Origin of the sequence: Geothrix sp. PMB-07 (assembly GCF_030758935.1) — a bacterium.
Lineage (GTDB): Bacteria > Acidobacteriota > Holophagae > Holophagales > Holophagaceae > Geothrix.
This window is the reverse complement of sequence record NZ_CP132333.1, coordinates 1,994,944-2,013,031: the sequence shown is the minus strand read 5'-3', so window position 1 is coordinate 2,013,031 and position 18,088 is coordinate 1,994,944. Positions and strand designations below refer to the sequence as shown.

Annotated in this window: 16 protein-coding genes; 9 read left to right on the top strand and 7 right to left on the bottom strand. The window is 64.9% G+C overall.

What is annotated here, in order from left to right:
- Positions 1-9 precede the first annotated feature (9 nt).
- Positions 10-1,119: an N-acetyl-alpha-D-glucosaminyl L-malate synthase BshA gene (gene bshA, locus Q9293_RS08985; RefSeq protein ID WP_306252206.1), complete on the bottom strand. Its 1,110-nt coding sequence runs from the start codon at positions 1,117-1,119 to the stop codon at positions 10-12.
- A 50-nt stretch (positions 1,120-1,169) separates the two neighbouring features.
- Here bshA and Q9293_RS08980 point away from each other — a divergent pair, with 50 nt between their 5' ends.
- From Q9293_RS08980 to Q9293_RS08960, 5 genes are all read left to right on the top strand, one after another.
- Complete coding sequence (locus tag Q9293_RS08980; RefSeq protein ID WP_306252204.1) at positions 1,170-1,427, top strand: YggT family protein; 258 nt, start codon at positions 1,170-1,172, stop codon at positions 1,425-1,427.
- Between the two features lie 17 nt (positions 1,428-1,444).
- The gene (locus Q9293_RS08975) at positions 1,445-1,990 is read left to right on the top strand and encodes a DivIVA domain-containing protein (RefSeq protein ID WP_306252201.1); all 546 of its coding nucleotides are present in this window, start codon (positions 1,445-1,447) and stop codon (positions 1,988-1,990) included.
- Positions 1,991-2,012: 22 nt separating this feature from the next.
- Positions 2,013-2,465 carry a GyrI-like domain-containing protein gene (locus Q9293_RS08970; RefSeq protein ID WP_306252198.1) on the top strand — a complete coding sequence of 151 codons (453 nt, stop codon included), beginning with the start codon at positions 2,013-2,015 and terminating at the stop codon, positions 2,463-2,465.
- Positions 2,466-2,557: 92 nt separating this feature from the next.
- Positions 2,558-3,073, top strand: coding sequence for a GNAT family N-acetyltransferase (locus Q9293_RS08965; protein WP_306252196.1), 516 nt, complete (start codon positions 2,558-2,560; stop codon positions 3,071-3,073).
- Between the two features lie 70 nt (positions 3,074-3,143).
- Positions 3,144-4,301, top strand: a complete 1,158-nt coding sequence (locus Q9293_RS08960; RefSeq protein ID WP_306252194.1) for a GGDEF domain-containing protein — start codon at positions 3,144-3,146, stop codon at positions 4,299-4,301.
- A gap of 1 nt (position 4,302) precedes the next feature.
- On the opposite strand, the gene Q9293_RS08955 is transcribed toward Q9293_RS08960, so the two are convergent.
- Positions 4,303-5,346: an NAD(P)-dependent alcohol dehydrogenase gene (locus Q9293_RS08955; RefSeq protein ID WP_306252192.1), complete on the bottom strand. Its 1,044-nt coding sequence runs from the start codon at positions 5,344-5,346 to the stop codon at positions 4,303-4,305.
- A gap of 102 nt (positions 5,347-5,448) precedes the next feature.
- Here Q9293_RS08955 and Q9293_RS08950 point away from each other — a divergent pair, with 102 nt between their 5' ends.
- On the top strand, positions 5,449-5,955 hold the full coding sequence (locus Q9293_RS08950) for a GNAT family N-acetyltransferase (RefSeq protein WP_306252191.1): 507 nt from the start codon (positions 5,449-5,451) through the stop codon (positions 5,953-5,955).
- Here Q9293_RS08950 and Q9293_RS08945 read toward each other — a convergent pair whose 3' ends face one another.
- The 3 genes from Q9293_RS08945 to Q9293_RS08935 form a co-directional block, all read right to left on the bottom strand.
- Positions 5,956-6,918 carry a methyl-accepting chemotaxis protein gene (locus Q9293_RS08945; RefSeq protein ID WP_306252189.1) on the bottom strand — a complete coding sequence of 321 codons (963 nt, stop codon included), beginning with the start codon at positions 6,916-6,918 and terminating at the stop codon, positions 5,956-5,958.
- Positions 6,912-7,550: an MCP four helix bundle domain-containing protein gene (locus Q9293_RS08940; protein WP_306252186.1), complete on the bottom strand. Its 639-nt coding sequence runs from the start codon at positions 7,548-7,550 to the stop codon at positions 6,912-6,914. The genes Q9293_RS08945 and Q9293_RS08940 overlap by 7 nt, the downstream gene beginning before the upstream one ends.
- A gap of 120 nt (positions 7,551-7,670) precedes the next feature.
- Complete coding sequence (locus Q9293_RS08935; protein ID WP_306252184.1) at positions 7,671-8,033, bottom strand: hypothetical protein; 363 nt, start codon at positions 8,031-8,033, stop codon at positions 7,671-7,673.
- 128 nt (positions 8,034-8,161) lie between these two features.
- On the opposite strand from Q9293_RS08935, the gene Q9293_RS08930 reads away from it, so the two are divergent.
- Positions 8,162-8,731 carry a thioredoxin family protein gene (locus Q9293_RS08930; RefSeq protein WP_306252182.1) on the top strand — a complete coding sequence of 190 codons (570 nt, stop codon included), beginning with the start codon at positions 8,162-8,164 and terminating at the stop codon, positions 8,729-8,731.
- 41 nt (positions 8,732-8,772) lie between these two features.
- Complete coding sequence (locus tag Q9293_RS08925; protein WP_306252180.1) at positions 8,773-11,334, top strand: RNA helicase; 2,562 nt, start codon at positions 8,773-8,775, stop codon at positions 11,332-11,334.
- Between the two features lie 14 nt (positions 11,335-11,348).
- Here Q9293_RS08925 and Q9293_RS08920 read toward each other — a convergent pair whose 3' ends face one another.
- Both Q9293_RS08920 and Q9293_RS08915 read right to left on the bottom strand, forming a co-directional pair.
- Positions 11,349-12,821 carry a serine hydrolase gene (locus tag Q9293_RS08920; protein WP_306252178.1) on the bottom strand — a complete coding sequence of 491 codons (1,473 nt, stop codon included), beginning with the start codon at positions 12,819-12,821 and terminating at the stop codon, positions 11,349-11,351.
- 100 nt (positions 12,822-12,921) lie between these two features.
- A complete protein-coding gene (locus tag Q9293_RS08915; RefSeq protein ID WP_306252175.1) occupies positions 12,922-14,718 on the bottom strand; it encodes a long-chain fatty acid--CoA ligase in 1,797 nt (598 codons plus the stop codon).
- Between the two features lie 340 nt (positions 14,719-15,058).
- Here Q9293_RS08915 and Q9293_RS08910 point away from each other — a divergent pair, with 340 nt between their 5' ends.
- Positions 15,059-18,088, top strand: coding sequence for an ATP-binding protein (locus Q9293_RS08910; protein ID WP_306252173.1), 3,030 nt, complete (start codon positions 15,059-15,061; stop codon positions 18,086-18,088).

Below are 18,088 nucleotides of genomic sequence, written 5' to 3'. Positions count from 1 at the left end.
GCCCGCCCATCACGCCTGGCCCAACACCCTCCGGTACAGGGCCTCGTACTGATCCACGATGGGGCCTTCCGCGAAGGTGCCCAGGGCCCGTTCGCGCGCAGCCTGGCCCATGCTCAGGCGGAGATCTTCATCCCGCAGCAGCCGCACCGCATCGGCAGCCATGGCCTCCACATCACCCAATTCTTCGAGGTAACCATCCACCCCGTGGCGCACCACCTCGGGCAGGCCACCCACGCGGCTGGCGATCACCGGCACGCGATGGGCCATGGCCTCCAGGGCGGCCAGACCAAAGCTCTCCGTGGCGCTGGGCAAAATGAAGAGATCCGAGCAGGCCAGCACGGTGCCGATATCCAGTTGCTTGCCCGTGAAGCGCACTTCGGAAGCGAAGCCCTTATCGCGGCAGAAGGCCTCGGCCTCCATGCGATCCGGGCCATCGCCCACCATCACCAGGCGGGTGGGCACCTCCTGGCGCACCTGCTCGAAGACCTTGAGCACATCCATGACCCGCTTCACGGGGCGGAAATTGGAGATGTGGGTCATCACGAAGGCGGCCTTGGGGGCCAGCCAGGCACGGCAATCCGGGCGCTCCTGCCCGGGGGGCTCTACGAAATTGCCGATGACATCGATGCGGGAATCCACCTCAAAGGTGCGGATGGTCTCCTGGCGCAGATACTCTGAAACCGCGGTGACGCCGTCGCTTTCCCGGATGGCCATTTTCACCATGGGCAGGTAGCTGGGATCGCTGCCCACCACCGTGATATCCGTGCCATGGAGGGTCGTCACGACTTTCAGGCTGGGGATGGCCATGCGCGCCAGCAGCGCCGCCATGGCGTGAGGAATCGCATAGTGCGCATGGAGGATATCCAGGCCGTAGTGTTCAGCCACATCCGCCATCTTCGAGCCCAGGGCGATGGAATAGGGGGCGTCCTCGAACAGGGGGTAGGGGCTGGCCCGCACCTCGTGGAAATTGATGCGGTCCTCGAAGCCCACCAGCCGGGGGGGAAGGCTCGGGCTGAGGATGTGGATCTCGTGGCCGCGGGCGGCCAGGGCCTTGCCCACTTCCGTGGCCACGACGCCCGAGCCGCCGAAGGTGCTGTAGCAGGAGATGCCTATGCGCATGGATTGGGTTCCCTCCCCGCTATGATGATCGGGTTCCCAGGATCATGCCCATGCCTCTTCTCTTCACCATCGCCTACCACGCCCTGGATGTCCTCATCTACCTCCTGCTGGCGGTGGCCATCCTCTCCTGGTTCCCCATCGATCCCCGGAACCGCTGGATCCGGCTGCTCCACTCGATCACCGATCCGATCCTCCACCCCATCCGGGCCATCGTCCCCCCCATCGGCGGTTTCAGCTTCGACATCCTCATCGCCGTGCTGCTGCTCGGCGTCATCCAGCGGGTCTTCCTCCGGGCCCTCGTTTCCTGAGCCAGTGAGGCGCATCCATGAAATACACCCCCCTCGACATCCAACGCCGGGAATTCGAGAAGGCCTTCCGGGGCCTCGAAGAAGCCGAGGTCCGCACCTTCCTCCACGAGATCGCCGGGGAATGGGAGGAAGTCCTGGCCGAAAACCAGAAGCTCAAGGAGGAAATCCTCGACAGCCGTGAGCGTCTGCGCCAATACCAGGATCAGGATCGCATCTTCCGCGAGACCCTGCTCCAGGCCCAGCGCACCCGCGAGGACGTGCTGGATGGGGCCAACCGCGAAAAAGAACTGATCCTTCGCGAGGCCCAGTTCAAGGCCGAAGAGATCATCCGCGAGGCCCAGCAGCACGTGGTGGAGATGGAAGTCCAGCTGCGCAGCCTCAAGATGGAGCGGCTGAAATTCCTCCGGGAAGTCGAATCGCTCATGGACCGCACCCGCCGCCACCTGCAGGAGGAAGCGCCGGACGTCTACGTGGCTGCGCCCCCCACCCTGAGCCTCGAGCACCTGGATCTCAGCGCCCTGGACGAGACCTTCCCGCCCAAGAGGCCCGGCCCCACGGGCTAAGTCCCACTCGAGGAGCCCCTCCATGGAACCCCGAAGCGTCCTGCTCGAACCCTTCACCGTGTCCGGCCACAGCCTGCGGACGAATAATGCGGAGGAAGCTGATCTCGCCGCCGCACGCATCCCCGGCCTCTGGGAGCGTTTCATGGCCGAGGACCTCGCCGGGAAGCTGGGTGGCGCATCTCCAGCCATCCACGGCGTGTATTCCGCTTATGAATCCGATCATCGTGGCTCCTACCAAATCACGGTGGGCGTGACAGTCCCGCACGCCCAGCCGGCCTTCGATTCGGTCACCGTCGCCGCGGGGCGGTACCTGGTGTTCGAGGGCCGCGGTCCCCTGCCCCAGGCGGTCATGGACACCTGGGCCCGGGTCTGGTCCTACTTTGAGAACCCGGAAGCCCCCAGGCGGCAGTTCCAGACGGATTTTGAATCCTATGGGCCAGACGATACCGTCTTCATCCACATCTCTATCCACTGAGCGCCGATTCCCCCCATTCCGGTCATACCCACAGGCCGGGACTGCTGCCACAATGCGCTGACATCTCCTGCCCAATCGCCTGGGACGCTTCCATGAGCAGCTCATCGCTTGATGCCATCCCTCCCATCCGCGTCGCCTCCGCCGTGGATGTGGCTGAGATTGTCCGGGTGACCAACCAGGCTTACGTGGTCGAGCAGTTCTGCCTGCGCGGCGACCGCACCGACACCCCGGATGTGGCCTCCCGCATGCGCACTGGGCGCTTCCTGGTGATTGATGTGCCGGGCCAGATGGGCACCTTGAGCGCCCTGGCCTACCTCTCCATCGAGGCCGACCGGGGGTACCTGGGCACGCTCTCCGTGGACCCGGCGTTCCAGGGTCAGGGCCTGGCCAAGGCACTGGTGCTCGCCGCAGAGGAGCGCTGCCGACAGGAGGACTGCCGCTTCCTGGACATCTCCGTGGTCAACCTGCGCAAGGATCTGTTCCCCTTCTACCTCAGACTGGGCTTCACGCCCGTGGCCATCCTGCCCTTCCCGCGCCCAGAGAAGGCTCTGCGGCCCCTGCACCTCGTGCAGATGACCAAGGCACTGCTGGCGCCAGAAGATCTGTAGATCCCTCGGCTGGACATAATCATCCCCTTCCGCCTTCGAGCCGATCAGTCCCTTGGTTCCCGGAGATGCCGTGTCCATCGACCCCCTGACGCTTGCCATTGTGCTGGTGTTCCTCATGGCCCAGGCCGCAGCCGCGCTGCTTTTCCTGGCCCTGGGACACCCGCAGGAGCGGGGCATCAAGCATGCAGGGTTCGCCATCCTCAGCCAGACGCTGGGCGCAGGTCTGGCCCTGGTGTTCCGGAACATCCTTCCAGCAACCCTCGTCATCGGCCTGGGCAACGCCCTGCTCCTCGGCGGAACCTGCCACCTCTTCCTCGCCGTTCGACTGTTCTACGGCCGCAGGGTTAGCTTCTGGTATCCGCTGGCGGCGGGCGCCCTGGTTGGCTTCGCCTTTCTCCGGATCACCTTCCTGCAGGAGAACACCCAGGCCCGGCTCGCCCTGGCCAGCCTGCTGCTGGGCGTCACGGCATTGGCCGTGGCCTGGGAATTCAGCCGGAAATCCCGCGACGAGGTCTGGGTCGGCCCCCGCTGGCTCTGCGCGGCCGTATTCCTGGGGTTCGGCCTGGCCGAACTCAGCCAGAGTCTGAAGCTCTATCGGATGCCCACCGGAGTTGGGCCCTTGGATGTGCTGTCCATCAGCCTGCCCATGCTCGTGGCAGGCTTGATTCTCTACGCCTTCATGGGACTGGGCCTGGCCCTGGTGCTGGCTCAGCGCCTGGAAGCGCGGCAGCAGCGCTTCGCTCAATCAGACCTGCTGACAGGCCTGTCCAACCGCCGAGGCTTCGAGGCCTACGCCACGCGAGTGCTGGCGCGGGCGCGCACGCAGGGGCAGTTCACCTCCCTGCTCATGCTGGACGTGGACCATTTCAAGCGGGTCAACGACACCTATGGCCATGGCGCTGGCGACCTGGTGCTGGAATCCCTCGGAGACCTGCTCCACCAGCATCTGCGGGAACGGGATGGCGCTGGGCGCCACGGGGGCGAAGAACTGACCGTGCTCCTTCCGGATACCCACCAATCATTCGCGGCGCCCGTGGCCGAGCGCATCCGCCAGGCTGTGGAGGCCATGGAGGTCTCCTGGGAGGGCCGGATCATCTCCGTGACCATCAGCATCGGCGTGGCCAGCACCGCGGAAACGGATTCCGACCTCGCGGCCCTGTTCCAATTGGCGGACGCCCGCCTCTATCGCGCCAAGGCGGGCGGCCGCAATCGGGTGGTGGCGGACTGACCTAAAGCGTCTTCATGTCCAGCACGAAGCGATAACGCACATCGTTCTTGAGCATGCGCTCGTAGGCTTCGTTGACCTGCTGCACGGGGATGAGCTCGATCTCGGAAACGATGTTGTGCTCGGCGCAGAAATCCAGCATCTCCTGGGTCTCCTCGATGCCACCGATGAGCGAGCCGCTGAGCGTCTTGCGGCCGAAGATCAGCGATCCAGCGGCCACCGGCGTGGGCTCGGGTGGAACGCCCAGCAGCACCATGGCCCCCTCGATGCGGAGCAGGCCCAGATACTTGTTGTAGTCGTGGGGCGCAGAAATGGTGTCGATGATGAGATCGAACTGGCCCGCCAGCTTCTTGAAAGTGACGGGATCGGACGTGAGGCCGAAGTGGTGGGCCCCCAGTTTGCGGGCATCCTCCTCCTTGGCCTTGGAGGTGCTGAGCATGGTGACCTCGGCGCCCATGGCCGCGGCCAGCTTGACGGCCATGTGGCCCAGGCCACCCAGACCCACCACGCCCACCTTGTCGCCCTTCTTGGTGTTCCAGTGGCGCAGGGGCGAGTAGGTGGTAATGCCCGCGCAAAGCAGCGGCGCCGTCGCCGCCAGATCCAGTTTGGGCGACACCTTCAGGACAAAGGCCTCGGTCACCACCACGCTGGAGGAGTAGCCGCCGTAGGTGAGCGTCTTCCGGTCCATCTCGGTGCTGTTGTAGGTGAAGGCGGCGCCTTTCTGGCAGAACTGCTCGAGGTTGCGCTGGCAGCTGGGACAGGTGCGGCAGCTGTCCACGAGGCAGCCCACGCCTGCGAGGTCGCCCACCTGGAAGCGCTTCACCTCGGCGCCCACGGCGGTGACTCTGCCGACAATTTCGTGGCCGGGCACCATGGGGAACTTGGCGCCCTTCCATTCGTCGCGGACCTGATGCAGGTCGGAGTGGCAGATGCCGCAGTAGGCGATCTCGATCTGGACATCCTGGGGGCCGACCGCTCGGCGCTCGACCTCGTAGGGCCCCAGGGGCGTGTTGGCGGCGAAGGCGGCATAGGCTTTGGCGAGGGTCATGGGAACTCCTGGGTGACCTCTCCACTCTAGCCCCACTGCCCAACAGGCACCTCCAAGTGCGCAACGGTTGGCAAGGGGCCGTTCTCCGGCGATCCTGGACGCATGACGCCCCTGTCGACGGAACGGCTGCTCATCCGCCCCTTCACCCTGGAGGATGCCCCCTTCATCCTGCGGCTGCTGAACGAGCCCTCCTTCATCGACAACATCGCCGACAAGGGCGTGCGCACCTTGGCGCAGGCCGAGGCCTATCTGACCGATGGCCCCCTGGCCAGCTACGCCACCCATGGCCACGGCTTGTGGATGGTGCAGCACGGGACCACGGGCAAGCCCATGGGCATGTGCGGCCTCATCAAGCGCGACAGCTTGCCGGAAGTGGATCTGGGTTATGCCTTCTGCCCCGAATTCTGGGGCCTGGGCTATGCCCGGGAAGCCGCGGAAGCCTGTCTGGCCTGGGGCCGCGATGATAAGGGGCTGCAATCCGTGCTGGCCATCGTTTCGCCCGGAAATGCGGGCTCCATCCGATTGCTGGAGGCCCTGCGCTTCCAGTTCCAGAAAACCATGGAACTGACGCCCGGTGATGAGGTGGCTGTCTACCGGTGGACCGCCTGATCAGACCTTGAACCCTGCGGTCTGGGCCGCCAGGTTTTGGGAAAGCTGGGCCAGGCTCTGCGCTGTGCGGGCGATCTCATCCGTGGTGGCGGAAAGCTGAGTGGCCGCGGAAGCCGTCTGCATGGCCTCGGAAACCCCGGCCTCCACTTGCCGGGCCGCCTCCTCGCCCGTGCGGTTCTGTTCCAAGGTCGCTTGGGTGATGTGCCTTACCACCTGCCCGAACCCATGCAAGTTGCGCTGGATGGTCTCCAGGGCTTGCACGGTGCTGGCCACGGTGGTGTCGCCTTTGGCCACGGCATCCTGGGCCTCCTGGAGCAGACCCCCGATCTCCTTGGCGGCGGCCCCGGAGCGTTCGGCCAGTTTCCGCACTTCCTCGGCCACCACGGCGAAGCCCTTGCCCATGGCCCCAGCCTTCGCGGCCTCGATGGCGGCGTTGAGGCTCAGCAGGTTGGTCTGGCGCGCGATCTCCTGGATGACCGTCACCGCCCGGGAAATGTCAGTGGCCGTGCGGGTGATGTCCGCCATGGCCTGAGTGGTGGAAGCGCCGGAGGTCACACCATGATCCGTGGCATGCTCGGTCTCCTGCAGCTGGCGCTGGCTCTGGGTGGCCCCGGTGGCCACTTCGGAAATACTGGCGCTAAGCTCCGTGATGGCCGCCGCCATGCGCTCGGAGCCCTCCTTCTGGATGCTGGAGCTCTGGGCGATGGAAGCCGTGGTGCGCGCCATCTCATCAGCAGCCGCCGACAGTTCATGGGAGCCGCTGGCCACTTGGTCCACTGCGCTGGCAATGGTTTTCACCGTGCCCTGAAGCCTTTCGCCCATGGTATTCAGGGACGCCGCCATGGCACCAAATTCCTCTTTGGTGCTGATGGCGCAGCGGGCCCGCAGATCGCCCTGGGCGATGGTCTCGAGCACTTCGCTAAAGGCGTGCAGGGGACCTGCAATGCTTCGGAAGATCAACATCCGAGCCAGATCGCGAAAAGAAACGAAGTCACGCCGAGAACGATCATGACCGTAAGCGTTAGGCTGAAGTTTCGAGCCGTCGCCTCGACCTGGTCTTCGGCTTCTTTCAAGTTCGCGCCGCGCAGTTTCGTCTCGAACCCATTCATCTCCTGGCTGAGCGGCACCAGCTGTGATGAAAGCAGTTCAGCTGCCTTCGCTTTCTGACCACTTCGTGAGGCAGGAAGAAGTTCTGCATTCAGCATGGTGATAAGACGGCCATAGGTGCTCTTGAATTTTGGGAAGACCTCTCGCTCGACATCCGTTGAGATGGCCTTCTCAAAGGGCACGATCTGTTTCTGGAACGCAGCATCCAACTCCTTGATGGCTGCTTCAGCCGCGGCCATATCGGCCTCGCTGAGGCTTACCACATGCTGGGCCGCTCGAAATTGCATTCTCAGCCGAGTGGCATTCGCCTCAGCCAGAGCGGACACAGGGAGGAAATTCTCTTCGTAGGCCGCCTTGGAGGCGGCCTGAGCCTTCCACAGGGCCACGAGACCTGCTCCGCCCACGGCGACCAGCAGAAAGATGAGACAGCCGAAAGTCAGCAGGAGCTTGCGCCTGATCATCAAGTTGTCAAACCAAGAACCGCGCATGCTTGCCTCCAGCAGCTTGTTTCCCTCCTTTTCGGTAAGGTGAAGCAAAAGCCAAGTTTGGAAGGTATGACCCTGGCCTAGGCCCAGCGCCGCGAGGCAAGCAGCCCCGCAAGCGGTCCTTCAGTCCAGATTCGCCAGCTCCAAGAAATCTTTCAGAGCACTCTGGAATCGGGGCGAAGGCTCAAGAAACTGGGCCCCGAACATCATGAGCCCCGGCCTGGAGCCCTGTCCCTTCTGGGTGTTGAAGACCACCCGCAGATCGGGAACTGGCGATGGGAAGGCCGCATGGTCCAAATGAAGGTTCCGAATCCTTGTCTCCGGACCGAAATCAGGCTGGTGGCGGTCATCCAGCCAGCCGCCCAGGCCGCCGAGCCCGATGGAATCGATGTGTGCCTCGACGCTCGCGCCGCTTTCCAACTGGAACGTCGCTTTCAGGGCCATAGACAGCATGATGCGCGGGTGATGGCGTCGGTTGAGGATCATGGGGCCTCGCTGGGATCAGGTGAATGCCCAGTTATCGGCTCATGATGGCGCGCCATGAACCCGGGGTACTGCCTGCCGCCAGGTGTAGGATGCGGAACGAGAGTCGCGTCCCTTCCCCTGGAGGTCCCATGCCCCGCCCCGCCACGCTGCCTGTTATTGACTGGAAGGCCATCTTCGATTCCGGGCTGGGCTACCAGGCTTGGCTTGATGCTGCGGAATCAGGCGATCAGCGGGACAAGATCGAAGCCCAGCGACTGGCTCTGAATCTAGACAAGCCCGTCGCCGCCTATCTGGCCGCCCTGCCCCGGCCCGTGCATGTGGTGGCCATCGCCGAGGATTGGTGCGGCGATGTGGTGCGCCACGCCCCCGTGCTAGAACGCATGGCCGAGGCGGGCCCTGCCCTGAAGGTGCGCTACATCAGTCGCGAGCAGCATCCCCATGTGTTCGTGCGCTTCCTCACCAACGGCGGAGAGGCCATTCCCAAGTTCATCTTCCTCAGCGAGCGGTTCGTGGAATGCGGCAGCTGGGGGCCCATGCCCGAGCGCTGCAAGGAGCTCATCGCCCGCGGCAAGGCCTGCGGCGACGTGGCCGCCGCCCGCAAGAAGGTCTCAGGCCTCTACGAGCTGGACTCCACCCGCCGCGAGGTGGTGGAAGAGCTGCTGCACCTGGTGGAGGTCGCCGTCAGCCCGGAACCCTAGATCCACCGCCGCACCTGCGATGATGGCTCTGGAGCCTTTGCATGACGTCCAGCCTCATCGCCCATTTGCCCGCCGATGGCAGTACCAGCCCTGATGACCTTCTTGGCGCCTTCCTGGCCTACGCCGATGCCAAGGGACTGAGCCTCTATCCGGCCCAGGAGGAGGCCATCCTCGAACTCTTCGAGGGGAAGAACGTCATCTTGAACACGCCCACGGGGTCGGGCAAATCCCTGGTGGCCTCGGCCATGCATTTCGGCGCCCTGGCTGCGGGGCGGCGCTCCATCTACACCTGCCCCATCAAAGCCCTGGTGAACGAAAAGTGGATGGCCCTCTGCCGCGAGTTCGGCCCCGAGAATGTGGGCCTGTCCACGGGGGATGCCACCGTCAACCGCGGCGCACCGATCCTCTGCTGCACAGCGGAAATCCTGGCCAACATGGCCCTCTGCGAAGGTGCCGAGGCAGATATCCAGGATGTGGTGATGGACGAGTTCCACTACTACGCCGACCGGGATAGGGGCTTCGCCTGGCAGGTGCCCCTGCTGGCCATGCCGCAGACCCGCTTCCTGCTCATGAGCGCCACGCTGGGTGACACCAGTTTCTTTGAGACCGAACTCACCCGCCTCAACGGCCTGCCCACGGTGGCCGTGAAGGCCACGGACCGGCCAGTGCCGCTGGAGTTCACCTACGCAGAACTGCCCCTCTCCAGCACCCTGGAGAACCTGCTCCTGGAAGGCAAGGGGCCGGTCTACCTGGTGCATTTCACCCAGGCCGAAGCCGCCACCAGCGCCCAGGATGTGACGAGCCTCAACGTGAGCACCCGCGACGAGAAGACGGCCCTAGCCGCGGAGATCGGCGACTTCAAATTCAACAGCCCCTATGGCCCCGACCTCAAGCGCTGGCTGCGCCAGGGCATCGGCCTGCACCACGCGGGCCTGCTGCCCAAGTACCGCATCCTGGTGGAGCGCCTGGCCCAGAAGGGTCTGCTCAAGGTCATCTGCGGCACCGACACCCTGGGCGTGGGCATCAACGTGCCCATCCGCACGGTGCTCTTCACCAAGCTCTGCAAGTACGGCGGCCAGAAGACGAGCATTCTCTCGGCCCGCGACTTCCACCAGATCTCGGGCCGCGCCGGCCGCAAGGGCTTCGATCGCGTGGGGTACGTGGTGGCCCAGGCCCCTGAGCATGTCATCGAGAACATGCGCCTGTCGCAGAAGCCCGGGAAGAAGTTCGTCAAGCGCCCGGCCCCGGAGCGCAACTACGCCCACTGGGACAAGACCACCTTCGAGAAGCTGCAGGCTGCGGCCCCCGAGCGCCTCGTCAGCCGCTTCCAGGTCAGCCACGGCATGTTGCTGAACGTGCTGAGCCGCCGGGGCGATGGGTGCCAAGCCATGCGTCGGCTCATTCACGACTGCCATGAAACGGCATTCCAGAAGGCAGTGCATTTCCGGCGCGGCTGGCAGCTCTTCAAAACCCTGGTGGTGCGCGGCATCGTCGAGTTCCAGGCGCCTGACGAAGCAGGACGAAAAGTGCGGGTGAATGCTGATCTCCAGGCGGATTTCGGCATGGACGAGACCCTCAGCCTCTACCTGCTGGACACCTTGCCGCTGCTGGATCCCCAATCGCCGGAGTACGCCCTGGATCTCATCACCCTGGTGGAAAGCATCCTGGAGGATCCCGATTTCATCCTGCGCAGCCAGCTCCACAAGCTGAAGGGCCAGGCTGTCGCTGAGATGAAACTGGCGGGCATCGAATACGAGCAGCGCATGGAGGAACTGGAGAAGCTGGAATACCCCAAGCCGCTACGGGATTTCATCTATGCCACCTTCAACGAATTCGCCGACAAGCATCCCTGGGTGGGCCAGGAAAACATCCGCCCCAAATCCATCGTGCGCGAGATGTTCGAGAGCTACCTGAGCTTCGCCGACTACGTGCGCACCTACGAGCTGCAGCGGGCGGAGGGCCTGCTGCTGCGGCACATCAACAGCACGTTCAAGGTGCTGGCCAGGACCGTGCCCGACGCCGCGAAAACCGACGAAGTCCGCGAGATGGAGGCCTACCTCGCCGCCATGCTGCGTCAGGTGGATTCCAGCCTGCTGGATGCCTGGGAACAGATGCAGAACCCCGCCTTCGAGCGCAGAGAGGAGGCCCTGGCCATGCCCGGCGCCGAAGAAGCAGCCCGGGACATCACCCGCGACCGCAAGGCCTTCACCGCCGCCATCCGAGCCCGCCTCTTCGCCCTGCTCCACGCCCTCCACGCCCAGGACTGGGAGGAGGCCATGGGTGTGCTGCAGGAAGCTACTGGTGCGGGGAGCGAGCCCTGTGATGGTGAAGGCGAACCGTGGACCTCCGACCGTCTTAAAGCCCTTACCGCGTCGTACGCCGCCACTCACGAAGGCCCACGCTTCGATCCTGAAGGCCGCAACCTCCGCCACACCTACGTCCAGCCCAAGGCTGACGATGCGGGCACCCTCGTGGTGCAGCAGATGCTGGTGGACCGGGCTGAACTGAACGACTGGGCCCTGGAAGTGGAAGTGGACCTCGCCGCCTCCCGGGAGGCGAGGCAGCCTGTGCTGCAGCTCATCCGGTTCGGGGAGTTCCGCTAGGGCTGAGCCGCTCCTCACTTGGACGGAGACCCACCGGTGACTGACTGCAGCGCCTTGATTCGCTCGATGGCGTGCTCGTTTTTCGGATCCAGCTCCAGGGAACGCCGATAGTTCGATAGCGCCGAGGCCTTGTCCGATGCAGCTTCATAGGCCTCCGCCAGGCTGTCGTAGGCATTCGAACTGGCGGGATGGAGGCTGGCGGCCAATTGGAAGATGTGGATGGCTTCAGCGGTCTGGCGCCGTTCAAGCAGGCGGTAGGCCCAGGCGATGAGGTCGTTCTCTCCCAACTGGTAATTCGGATCCTTCTGCCTAGCCTCGCGCACCAACTGGGCAGCCTGCCCGAATCCGCGCTGCTCCAGCCGAGTGCGCAATTCATAAAGGGCGAAGCCGCTGCCGTTCACCTCACGCAATGCCGGAAGGTAGAACCCGGCTACCGTATCGATCAATTCTTCCGGCGATCCGCCGGACAGGTTGCTGAGGATCACCACGGCCAAATCATCTTCGGGGTACACGTAGAACGCCGACCGGGCACCACCGATTCCCGCCACGGCCCGATGCTGGGGGCGCCGGATGGTCGGCCACCCGAGAGCCCAGGGGGCTGGCGTGCCATCCTTGAACTGGCCCGGAGTCCAGAGCGCCTTCAAGCTGGAAGCCTGCCTGAACAACTGGCCCTGCCGTAGGGCGAGGATCCATCGGGCCACCTCCTCGGCGGTGCTGTTCAAGCCCGCGCCTGTGCGCAGGAAGGCGGGGAATTCTTCATAGACGGTGCCCCATCCACCACCGGGCCGCACTCGGTAGGCATCGGCCTTCTGCGGAATGACATCGCGGGAATCACCAAACCCGCTGCCTGCCATACCCGCCACTTTGAACTGCCGTTTCGTGATGAACTTTGTGAAAGGCATGCCGCTGAGCTTGTCGATGATCTTCCCCAGCAGGAGATAGTTTGTCTGGTTGTAGCTGAACCGGGTACCCGCGGGGAATTCCACGGGTACGGTTTGGATGTGGGCCCAAGCGGCCTCATCGCCTCCCTCCCGCGTCAGATTCGACGTGCGCTGATTCACGATGTTGGGAATGCCCGAGACATGGGTCAGCAGCTGCCGGAGGGTGACCGGCTGCCAAGGTGCGGGAAGGCCCTCAAGGTATCGGGATACCGGCGCATCGAGATCCACCTTCCCTTCCTCGGCCAGCTGCATCATGGCCACGCCCGTGAAAGCCTTGGTGGCCGAGTTGATGGAGAAGACCGTGTGGTCGGTGACGGCTACCTGGTGCTGGAGGTTGGCCAGGCCGTAGGCACCCAACTGCACGATCTTTCCGTGTTGCACCACGGCCACTTGTAGCCCCGGGATGCGGCGCTCGTGCATTTCGCTCCGCAGGTAGGCCTCCACCTGCTTGGCCACCGGCGCCTGGACATCTCCCGCCCAGAGCCAAGGGGCCACGAGCAGAAGCGGAATGGTCACGAACAGGATGCGCCTCAGAATGGCTGTCATGAATGCTCCTGGTTGGGGTTTGGTCATGATACGATAATTTTCGTAGACATCCCAACAGGAATTTTGCATGGTGCCGGATCCTCTCCCTCAGCGAAGGAGATCAGGCTTTCGCACTGCGGTACATGGCTTCGATCTCGGCCTTGAACGCGGCCTCGATGGATTTGCGGCGCAGCTTCAGGGTGGGCGTCAGCTCGCCCATCTCCATGGAGAAGGGCCGCTTCAGCAGGGTGAATTTCTTCACCTGCTCGAAGTGGGCCAGCTCCTTCTGCAGATGCTGGATGCGGCTCTCGAAGAACTCCACGACCTTGCTGTGCTCCACCAGATCCGCCAGCGTGCGGTATTTCAGTCCGATGGACCGGGCGTGCTCCTCCAGCCCCTCGAAGTGGGGCACGATCAGGGCGGACACGAAGTTCCGGGAATCCGCGATGATGGCGATCTGATCGATGAAGGCATCCTTGCCGAGGGTTCCCTCCACCCTCTGAGGGGCAATGTACTTCCCGTTGGAGGTCTTCATCAGCTCCTTGATGCGTTCGATGAAAACGAGGTTGCCGCGCGCATCCATGGATCCCGCATCCCCGGTGCGGAGAAATCCATCGGTCGTCATGGCCTTGGCCGTCTCCTCCGGGCGGTTCCAGTAGCCCCGCATGACCGTGGGCCCCTTCACGAGGATCTCGTTGTCCTCGCCCAGCTTCACTTCCAGCCCTTCGAGCGGCTGCCCCAAAGTCCCGATGGGCAGCGTGTCATCGGGATAGCAGGAGACCGTGGCGCAGGTTTCGGACAACCCGTAGCCGTACTTCAGGTTGAGTCCGATGGCCTGGAAGAACACGTTGACGTCATCGGCCAGGGCCGCCCCCGCCACGGGGAAGAAGCGACAGCGACCGCCAAACAGATCGCGCAGCTTCCGGAAGATCAACCGCTCCGCCAGACGGTGCTTCAGGGCCAGCCAGCCCGTGGGCTTGCGCCCCGCCAGACGGAGCTTCACCACCTCGGTGCCCACGCCCATGGCCCAGCGGAAGAGGCGCCGCACGGGCCAGCCAGCCTTGGCGATGCGGCCATGGATGCCGGCAAAGGCCTTTTCGTACACCCGCGGCACCGCGCACATGTGCGTGGGCTTCACTTCGCCGATGATCTGGATGACGGTTTGCGGATCCCGCAGGTAGACGTTCACCGCGCCGCGGTAGAGCACGTAGAAGGTCCAGGCCCGCTCGAAGATATGGCAGAGAGGCAGCATGGCCAGGGAGACATCGCCCCGCTCCAGCTTCAGGCGCAGATCATGAAGGTGCATGGCCTCGGAGAGGTTCGCGTGATCCAGCATCACGCCCTTGGGTTCGCCCGTGGTGCCCGAGGTGTAGACCAGGGTCAGCAGATCATCCATGCGGCGGTTGGCGGCCCTTTCCGCCAAGGCTTCCCCGCAGGAACCATCCGCATCCAGGGCCAGCAGAGCCTCGAAGGTCATGGCCGCTGGGTGGCCATGGAGATCCACAGCCGGGTCCAGGGCGATCAGGTGGTCGATGTCGCCGGAGGCCAGGAAGCGCAGCCCCAGATCAGCTTCTGGCTGCTCTCCCGCGAAGAGGATCCGGATGCCCGCATCCCGCAGGATGAACTGCGCCTGATCCGGCGTGCTGTTGGGATACAGCGGCACAGTGACGCCCCGGGCCGCGAGGATGCCCAGGTCGGCCTGGGTCCATTCCGGCATGTTGCGAGCGCAGAGGCCCACCATGTCGCCAGGCTGATGGCCCAGACGGATGAGGCCCCGGGCCACGGCATCCATGGCCCCGCCCAGTTCAGCCCAGGACGTGTCCCGCCAGGCGCCCTCCACCTTTACCCGCTGGGCGGGCTGATCCGCCCAGTCCCGCGCATGCTGCCGGAAGATGTCGATCAGGTGCTGATGGGGCATGACGCGTCCAAGAGTAAGGATCCCTCATGCCGCGAAGCAAAGGCTTCGGGCACTTTACGCTGGTACTGGCTCAGTCGCGGAAAGAAGGGCTCGCCGGGGTTTCTCGCACGGGGTTGGCTTCAAAGCAGGTTCAGCTCTGGCATCAATACCGGAGCCTCAACCACGTTAGCGCAGAAGGGCCCCTGGAAGCGGTGCCCGGCAAAGTCAGCCATGTGGCCGCGCCCCCTTCGTGTTCCCAGCCTCCACCCGCGGCAGGAACCCGCCGGCCTTTCCTCATGCCTGTTCGGACACCCCCCGATAGGCAGATACCGGGATTCCCCACCCACACCCCGGAGGTGAAATGGACCTCCGTCCCATCGGTTTGATGCTGCTCCTGGGCTTGGCCTGGGCGGGGGAAGCGCCGTCTCCGAAGGGCCTTCCCTCGGCGCAGATTCTCACGCCGCGAAGCGGCTTCACAGGCGCCTATCCCCGATCCGTGGTCGAAGATGCCGAGGGCCGCCTTTGGGTGGCCACAGACCTGGGGGGCCTCTTCCTGGGCGACGGCCTCCGCTTCCTGAAGGTGGAGCTTCCCGAGGCACTCAAGGGGAGAAGCATTGGTGACATGGCCCAGGATGGCCATGGCCGCATCTGGGTGCTGTCCATCGCGGGCCTGGGTTGCTGGGAGCACGGAGCCTGGCGGGTGGATACCAGCATTCGGGATCGCGCCGTGAAGAGCCGCCGCCGGACCGAGGGGCTCTTTGGACGGCCCGACGGAACCCTGGCGGTGGTGGCCTCGGGGCGGGCTTTTCGCTTATCGCCCGGCGGAACGCCGGAACCCCTGGCCCTTCCCGGTGATGAGGCCGAAGGTTCCCCCAGCCTGGCCTGGCAGGGAAATCGCCTGGTGGCGAACCGCGGGGGGCGCTGTTGGCGGGAGGATGGCCAGGGGTGGGCGGCCCTGCCCACGCTGGAACTGATCGGCGCCGAACGTGTGCAGGGGCCCCTGCGCTGTGATGCCGAGGGGCATCTCTACCTCCTGACCAATCGTCGGTTGTGCCATCTTCCGCCGGGCGGCCTGGGCTGGCGGACGCTGGATTTCACACCCGCCGGAGATGGCAACCGCATGACCAGCCTCCGCGACGGGCGGATTTGGATTCTGCAGGATGGCCAAGCGCACTGTGGGCGAGCCGGAACCCTGATCAGCCTTCCCATGCCGCGAGACCTGAGCCTGTATGGGGCCGAGGCCCGTTGCCTGGATGCGGAGGGCAACCTTTGGATCGCGCGGACGGACCTCGTGAGGATCCCCGTGCCTGGCCTGGTCTCGGCCCACGCCGGACCCGGCTTTCCGCCGGCCAAGGAAATCTGGAACATCAAGAGGGATCCCTCCGGTGCCCTCTGGGTGACCTCGGAGGCGGGGCTTTTCCGCCAGGACGGCCAGGGCTGGCGGTCCGTGCCGAACACGCCCTCCGCCCATGGCCTGGAGCCGGGACCCGATGGCTGCATGTACCTGCGGAGCCGGGGCAGGCTGCTACGGGTGGATCCCCGCACCCTTCAAGCCAGAGTGCTGGTCATCGCATTGGAGCCAAGTGGCATGGATGTCGTGCGGGGCCCGGTGATCCAGGGCGATCACCTGTGGGTGGTGGATCCAGAAGGTCGGCTGGCCGTGGCCACCTGGAAGGCCCGGCACTGGGTCTGGGGCTGGGAAGCTCTGCAGGCCCCGGCAGGCGGGAATCCAGGGCTCCTCATGGATGAGCAGGGTCGCCCATGGCTGATCCATGAACATCGGGTGTTCTGCCGAGTCGGCAGCACCTGGGAGGAAATCCCGATGCAGGGGCGACGGTTGGTGGATCTCACCTTCCCCACTCCGACGCAGGGGCTGGCCGTGCAGTTCAATCCTCCGACAGTCTTTGGCCTGGAGCGGAGCGCCTCAGGCTGGACGCTGCGCACCCTCCTGGGCCCGGAGGCCCTGCCAGGCATCGGCACCCTGTATGCCGTGCGCCAGGATGCGGCGGGCGCCATCTGGCTCAACACAGACCGGGGCGTGGTTCGCGCTTCGGGAAGCCCTTGGCAACTGCAGCGGTTCGGCAGCGATCTGGGACTGCCCGCCGAAGACACCAATCAGAATGCCCTGCTGCTGGAAGGAGACCGCATCTGGGTGGGCACGGCCCTCGGCCTTGGCGAGATCAGGGCTGACAAGGTATCCACCCTCCCTCCGCTGGCGGCGCCTCTGTTGCTGGAAGCCCGCTGCGGGGCCTGGGTGCGGCCCGGCCCGGAGCCAGTCCTGACCATTGGCCACGGCCAGGGATCTGTGGTCTGGGAACTGGGATTCCCTGGTGCGGTGCGGGGAGAAGGGGCCCAATTCGAATTCCGGGAACCGGGCGGTACCTGGGCCGCCCTGGCGGGCACGGCGCTGCAATTCCCGGAGATTTCCCCAGGGCACCACACCTACGAGGTGCGGATGGTGTCCTTCCTGGGCCAGACCGGGCCCAGTCGAAGCCTGGAAATCCACGTGCGGCCCCCGTGGTACCAGCATCCCCTCGCCTACGCGCTGTGGGGCCTGCTGGCGCTGGGCTGCTTGTGGCTGGCCGTCCGTTGGCGCATGCGCCGCATCAACCAGCGCAACCGGGAATTGAGCCTCGCTGTGGCGCAAGCCACGGAGGGATTGCGCTCTCGAGAGCGGGACCTCGAGCTGGTGAACCGCCGCCTCTACGAACTGAACGACGCCAAGAATCGAATCATCGGGCTCGCCGCCCACGATCTCCGCAACCCGCTTTCCGGAATCCTCCTCAATTGCGAACTCCTGGAAGAGGATGTGCAGAATCCAGAAGGCAGGAAAACCGTGGGAGCCATCCGGGCCTTGGGCGAAACCATGCGAAGCCTCATCCAGCGCCTGCTGGATGTCCACGCCATCGAGGCGGGCCATGCCGCCGCGCCCGAGATGAGCGAATTGGACCTCGCCGCCATCCTTGCAGGCGCCCTTGAGCGAGCCCGCAAAGCTGCCGAGCGCAAAGGCATCGCCCTGGCCCTGCAGTCACCCGGCCCCGCCCTGGCCAAGGGCGATGCCGCTCAGGTGGGCCAGATCCTCGACAACTTCCTCAGCAACGCCACCAAGTTCTCAACCCCCGGAACCACCGTCACCCTTCGACTGGAGGGCTCGGAGCTGTGGTGGCGGGTCTCGGTGCAGGATCAGGGGCCCGGCCTCACTCCCGAGGACATGGACCGGGTCTTCTGCGAGTACGCCCGCCTCAGCGCCCAGCCTACCGCCGGAGAGGCGTCAGTAGGACTGGGGCTCTCCCTGGTGAAGCGCATGGCCGAAGCCATGGGCGGCTCCGTGGGCGTGGAGAGCGGCCAGGGCCAAGGAGCCATTTTCTGGTTGGAACTGCCGAAGGTCTGA

Bases quoted from the DNA above. Each gene is read 5' to 3' on its own strand.
- Q9293_RS08945 (WP_306252189.1), bottom strand. From the start codon at position 6,918: ATGTTGATCTTCCGAAGCATTGCAGGTCCCCTGCACGCCTTTAGCGAA.
- Q9293_RS08920 (WP_306252178.1), bottom strand. From the start codon at position 12,821: ATGACAGCCATTCTGAGGCGCATCCTGTTCGTGACCATTCCGCTTCTG.
- bshA (WP_306252206.1), bottom strand. From the start codon at position 1,119: ATGCGCATAGGCATCTCCTGCTACAGCACCTTCGGCGGCTCGGGCGTC.
- Q9293_RS08940 (WP_306252186.1), bottom strand. From the start codon at position 7,550: ATGCGCGGTTCTTGGTTTGACAACTTGATGATCAGGCGCAAGCTCCTG.
- Q9293_RS08950 (WP_306252191.1), top strand. From the start codon at position 5,449: ATGACGCCCCTGTCGACGGAACGGCTGCTCATCCGCCCCTTCACCCTG.
- Q9293_RS08915 (WP_306252175.1), bottom strand. From the start codon at position 14,718: ATGCCCCATCAGCACCTGATCGACATCTTCCGGCAGCATGCGCGGGAC.
- Q9293_RS08965 (WP_306252196.1), top strand. From the start codon at position 2,558: ATGAGCAGCTCATCGCTTGATGCCATCCCTCCCATCCGCGTCGCCTCC.
- Q9293_RS08980 (WP_306252204.1), top strand. From the start codon at position 1,170: ATGCCTCTTCTCTTCACCATCGCCTACCACGCCCTGGATGTCCTCATC.
- Q9293_RS08975 (WP_306252201.1), top strand. From the start codon at position 1,445: ATGAAATACACCCCCCTCGACATCCAACGCCGGGAATTCGAGAAGGCC.
- Q9293_RS08970 (WP_306252198.1), top strand. From the start codon at position 2,013: ATGGAACCCCGAAGCGTCCTGCTCGAACCCTTCACCGTGTCCGGCCAC.
- Q9293_RS08930 (WP_306252182.1), top strand. From the start codon at position 8,162: ATGCCCCGCCCCGCCACGCTGCCTGTTATTGACTGGAAGGCCATCTTC.
- Q9293_RS08935 (WP_306252184.1), bottom strand. From the start codon at position 8,033: ATGATCCTCAACCGACGCCATCACCCGCGCATCATGCTGTCTATGGCC.
- Q9293_RS08955 (WP_306252192.1), bottom strand. From the start codon at position 5,346: ATGACCCTCGCCAAAGCCTATGCCGCCTTCGCCGCCAACACGCCCCTG.
- Q9293_RS08910 (WP_306252173.1), top strand. From the start codon at position 15,059: ATGGACCTCCGTCCCATCGGTTTGATGCTGCTCCTGGGCTTGGCCTGG.
- Q9293_RS08925 (WP_306252180.1), top strand. From the start codon at position 8,773: ATGACGTCCAGCCTCATCGCCCATTTGCCCGCCGATGGCAGTACCAGC.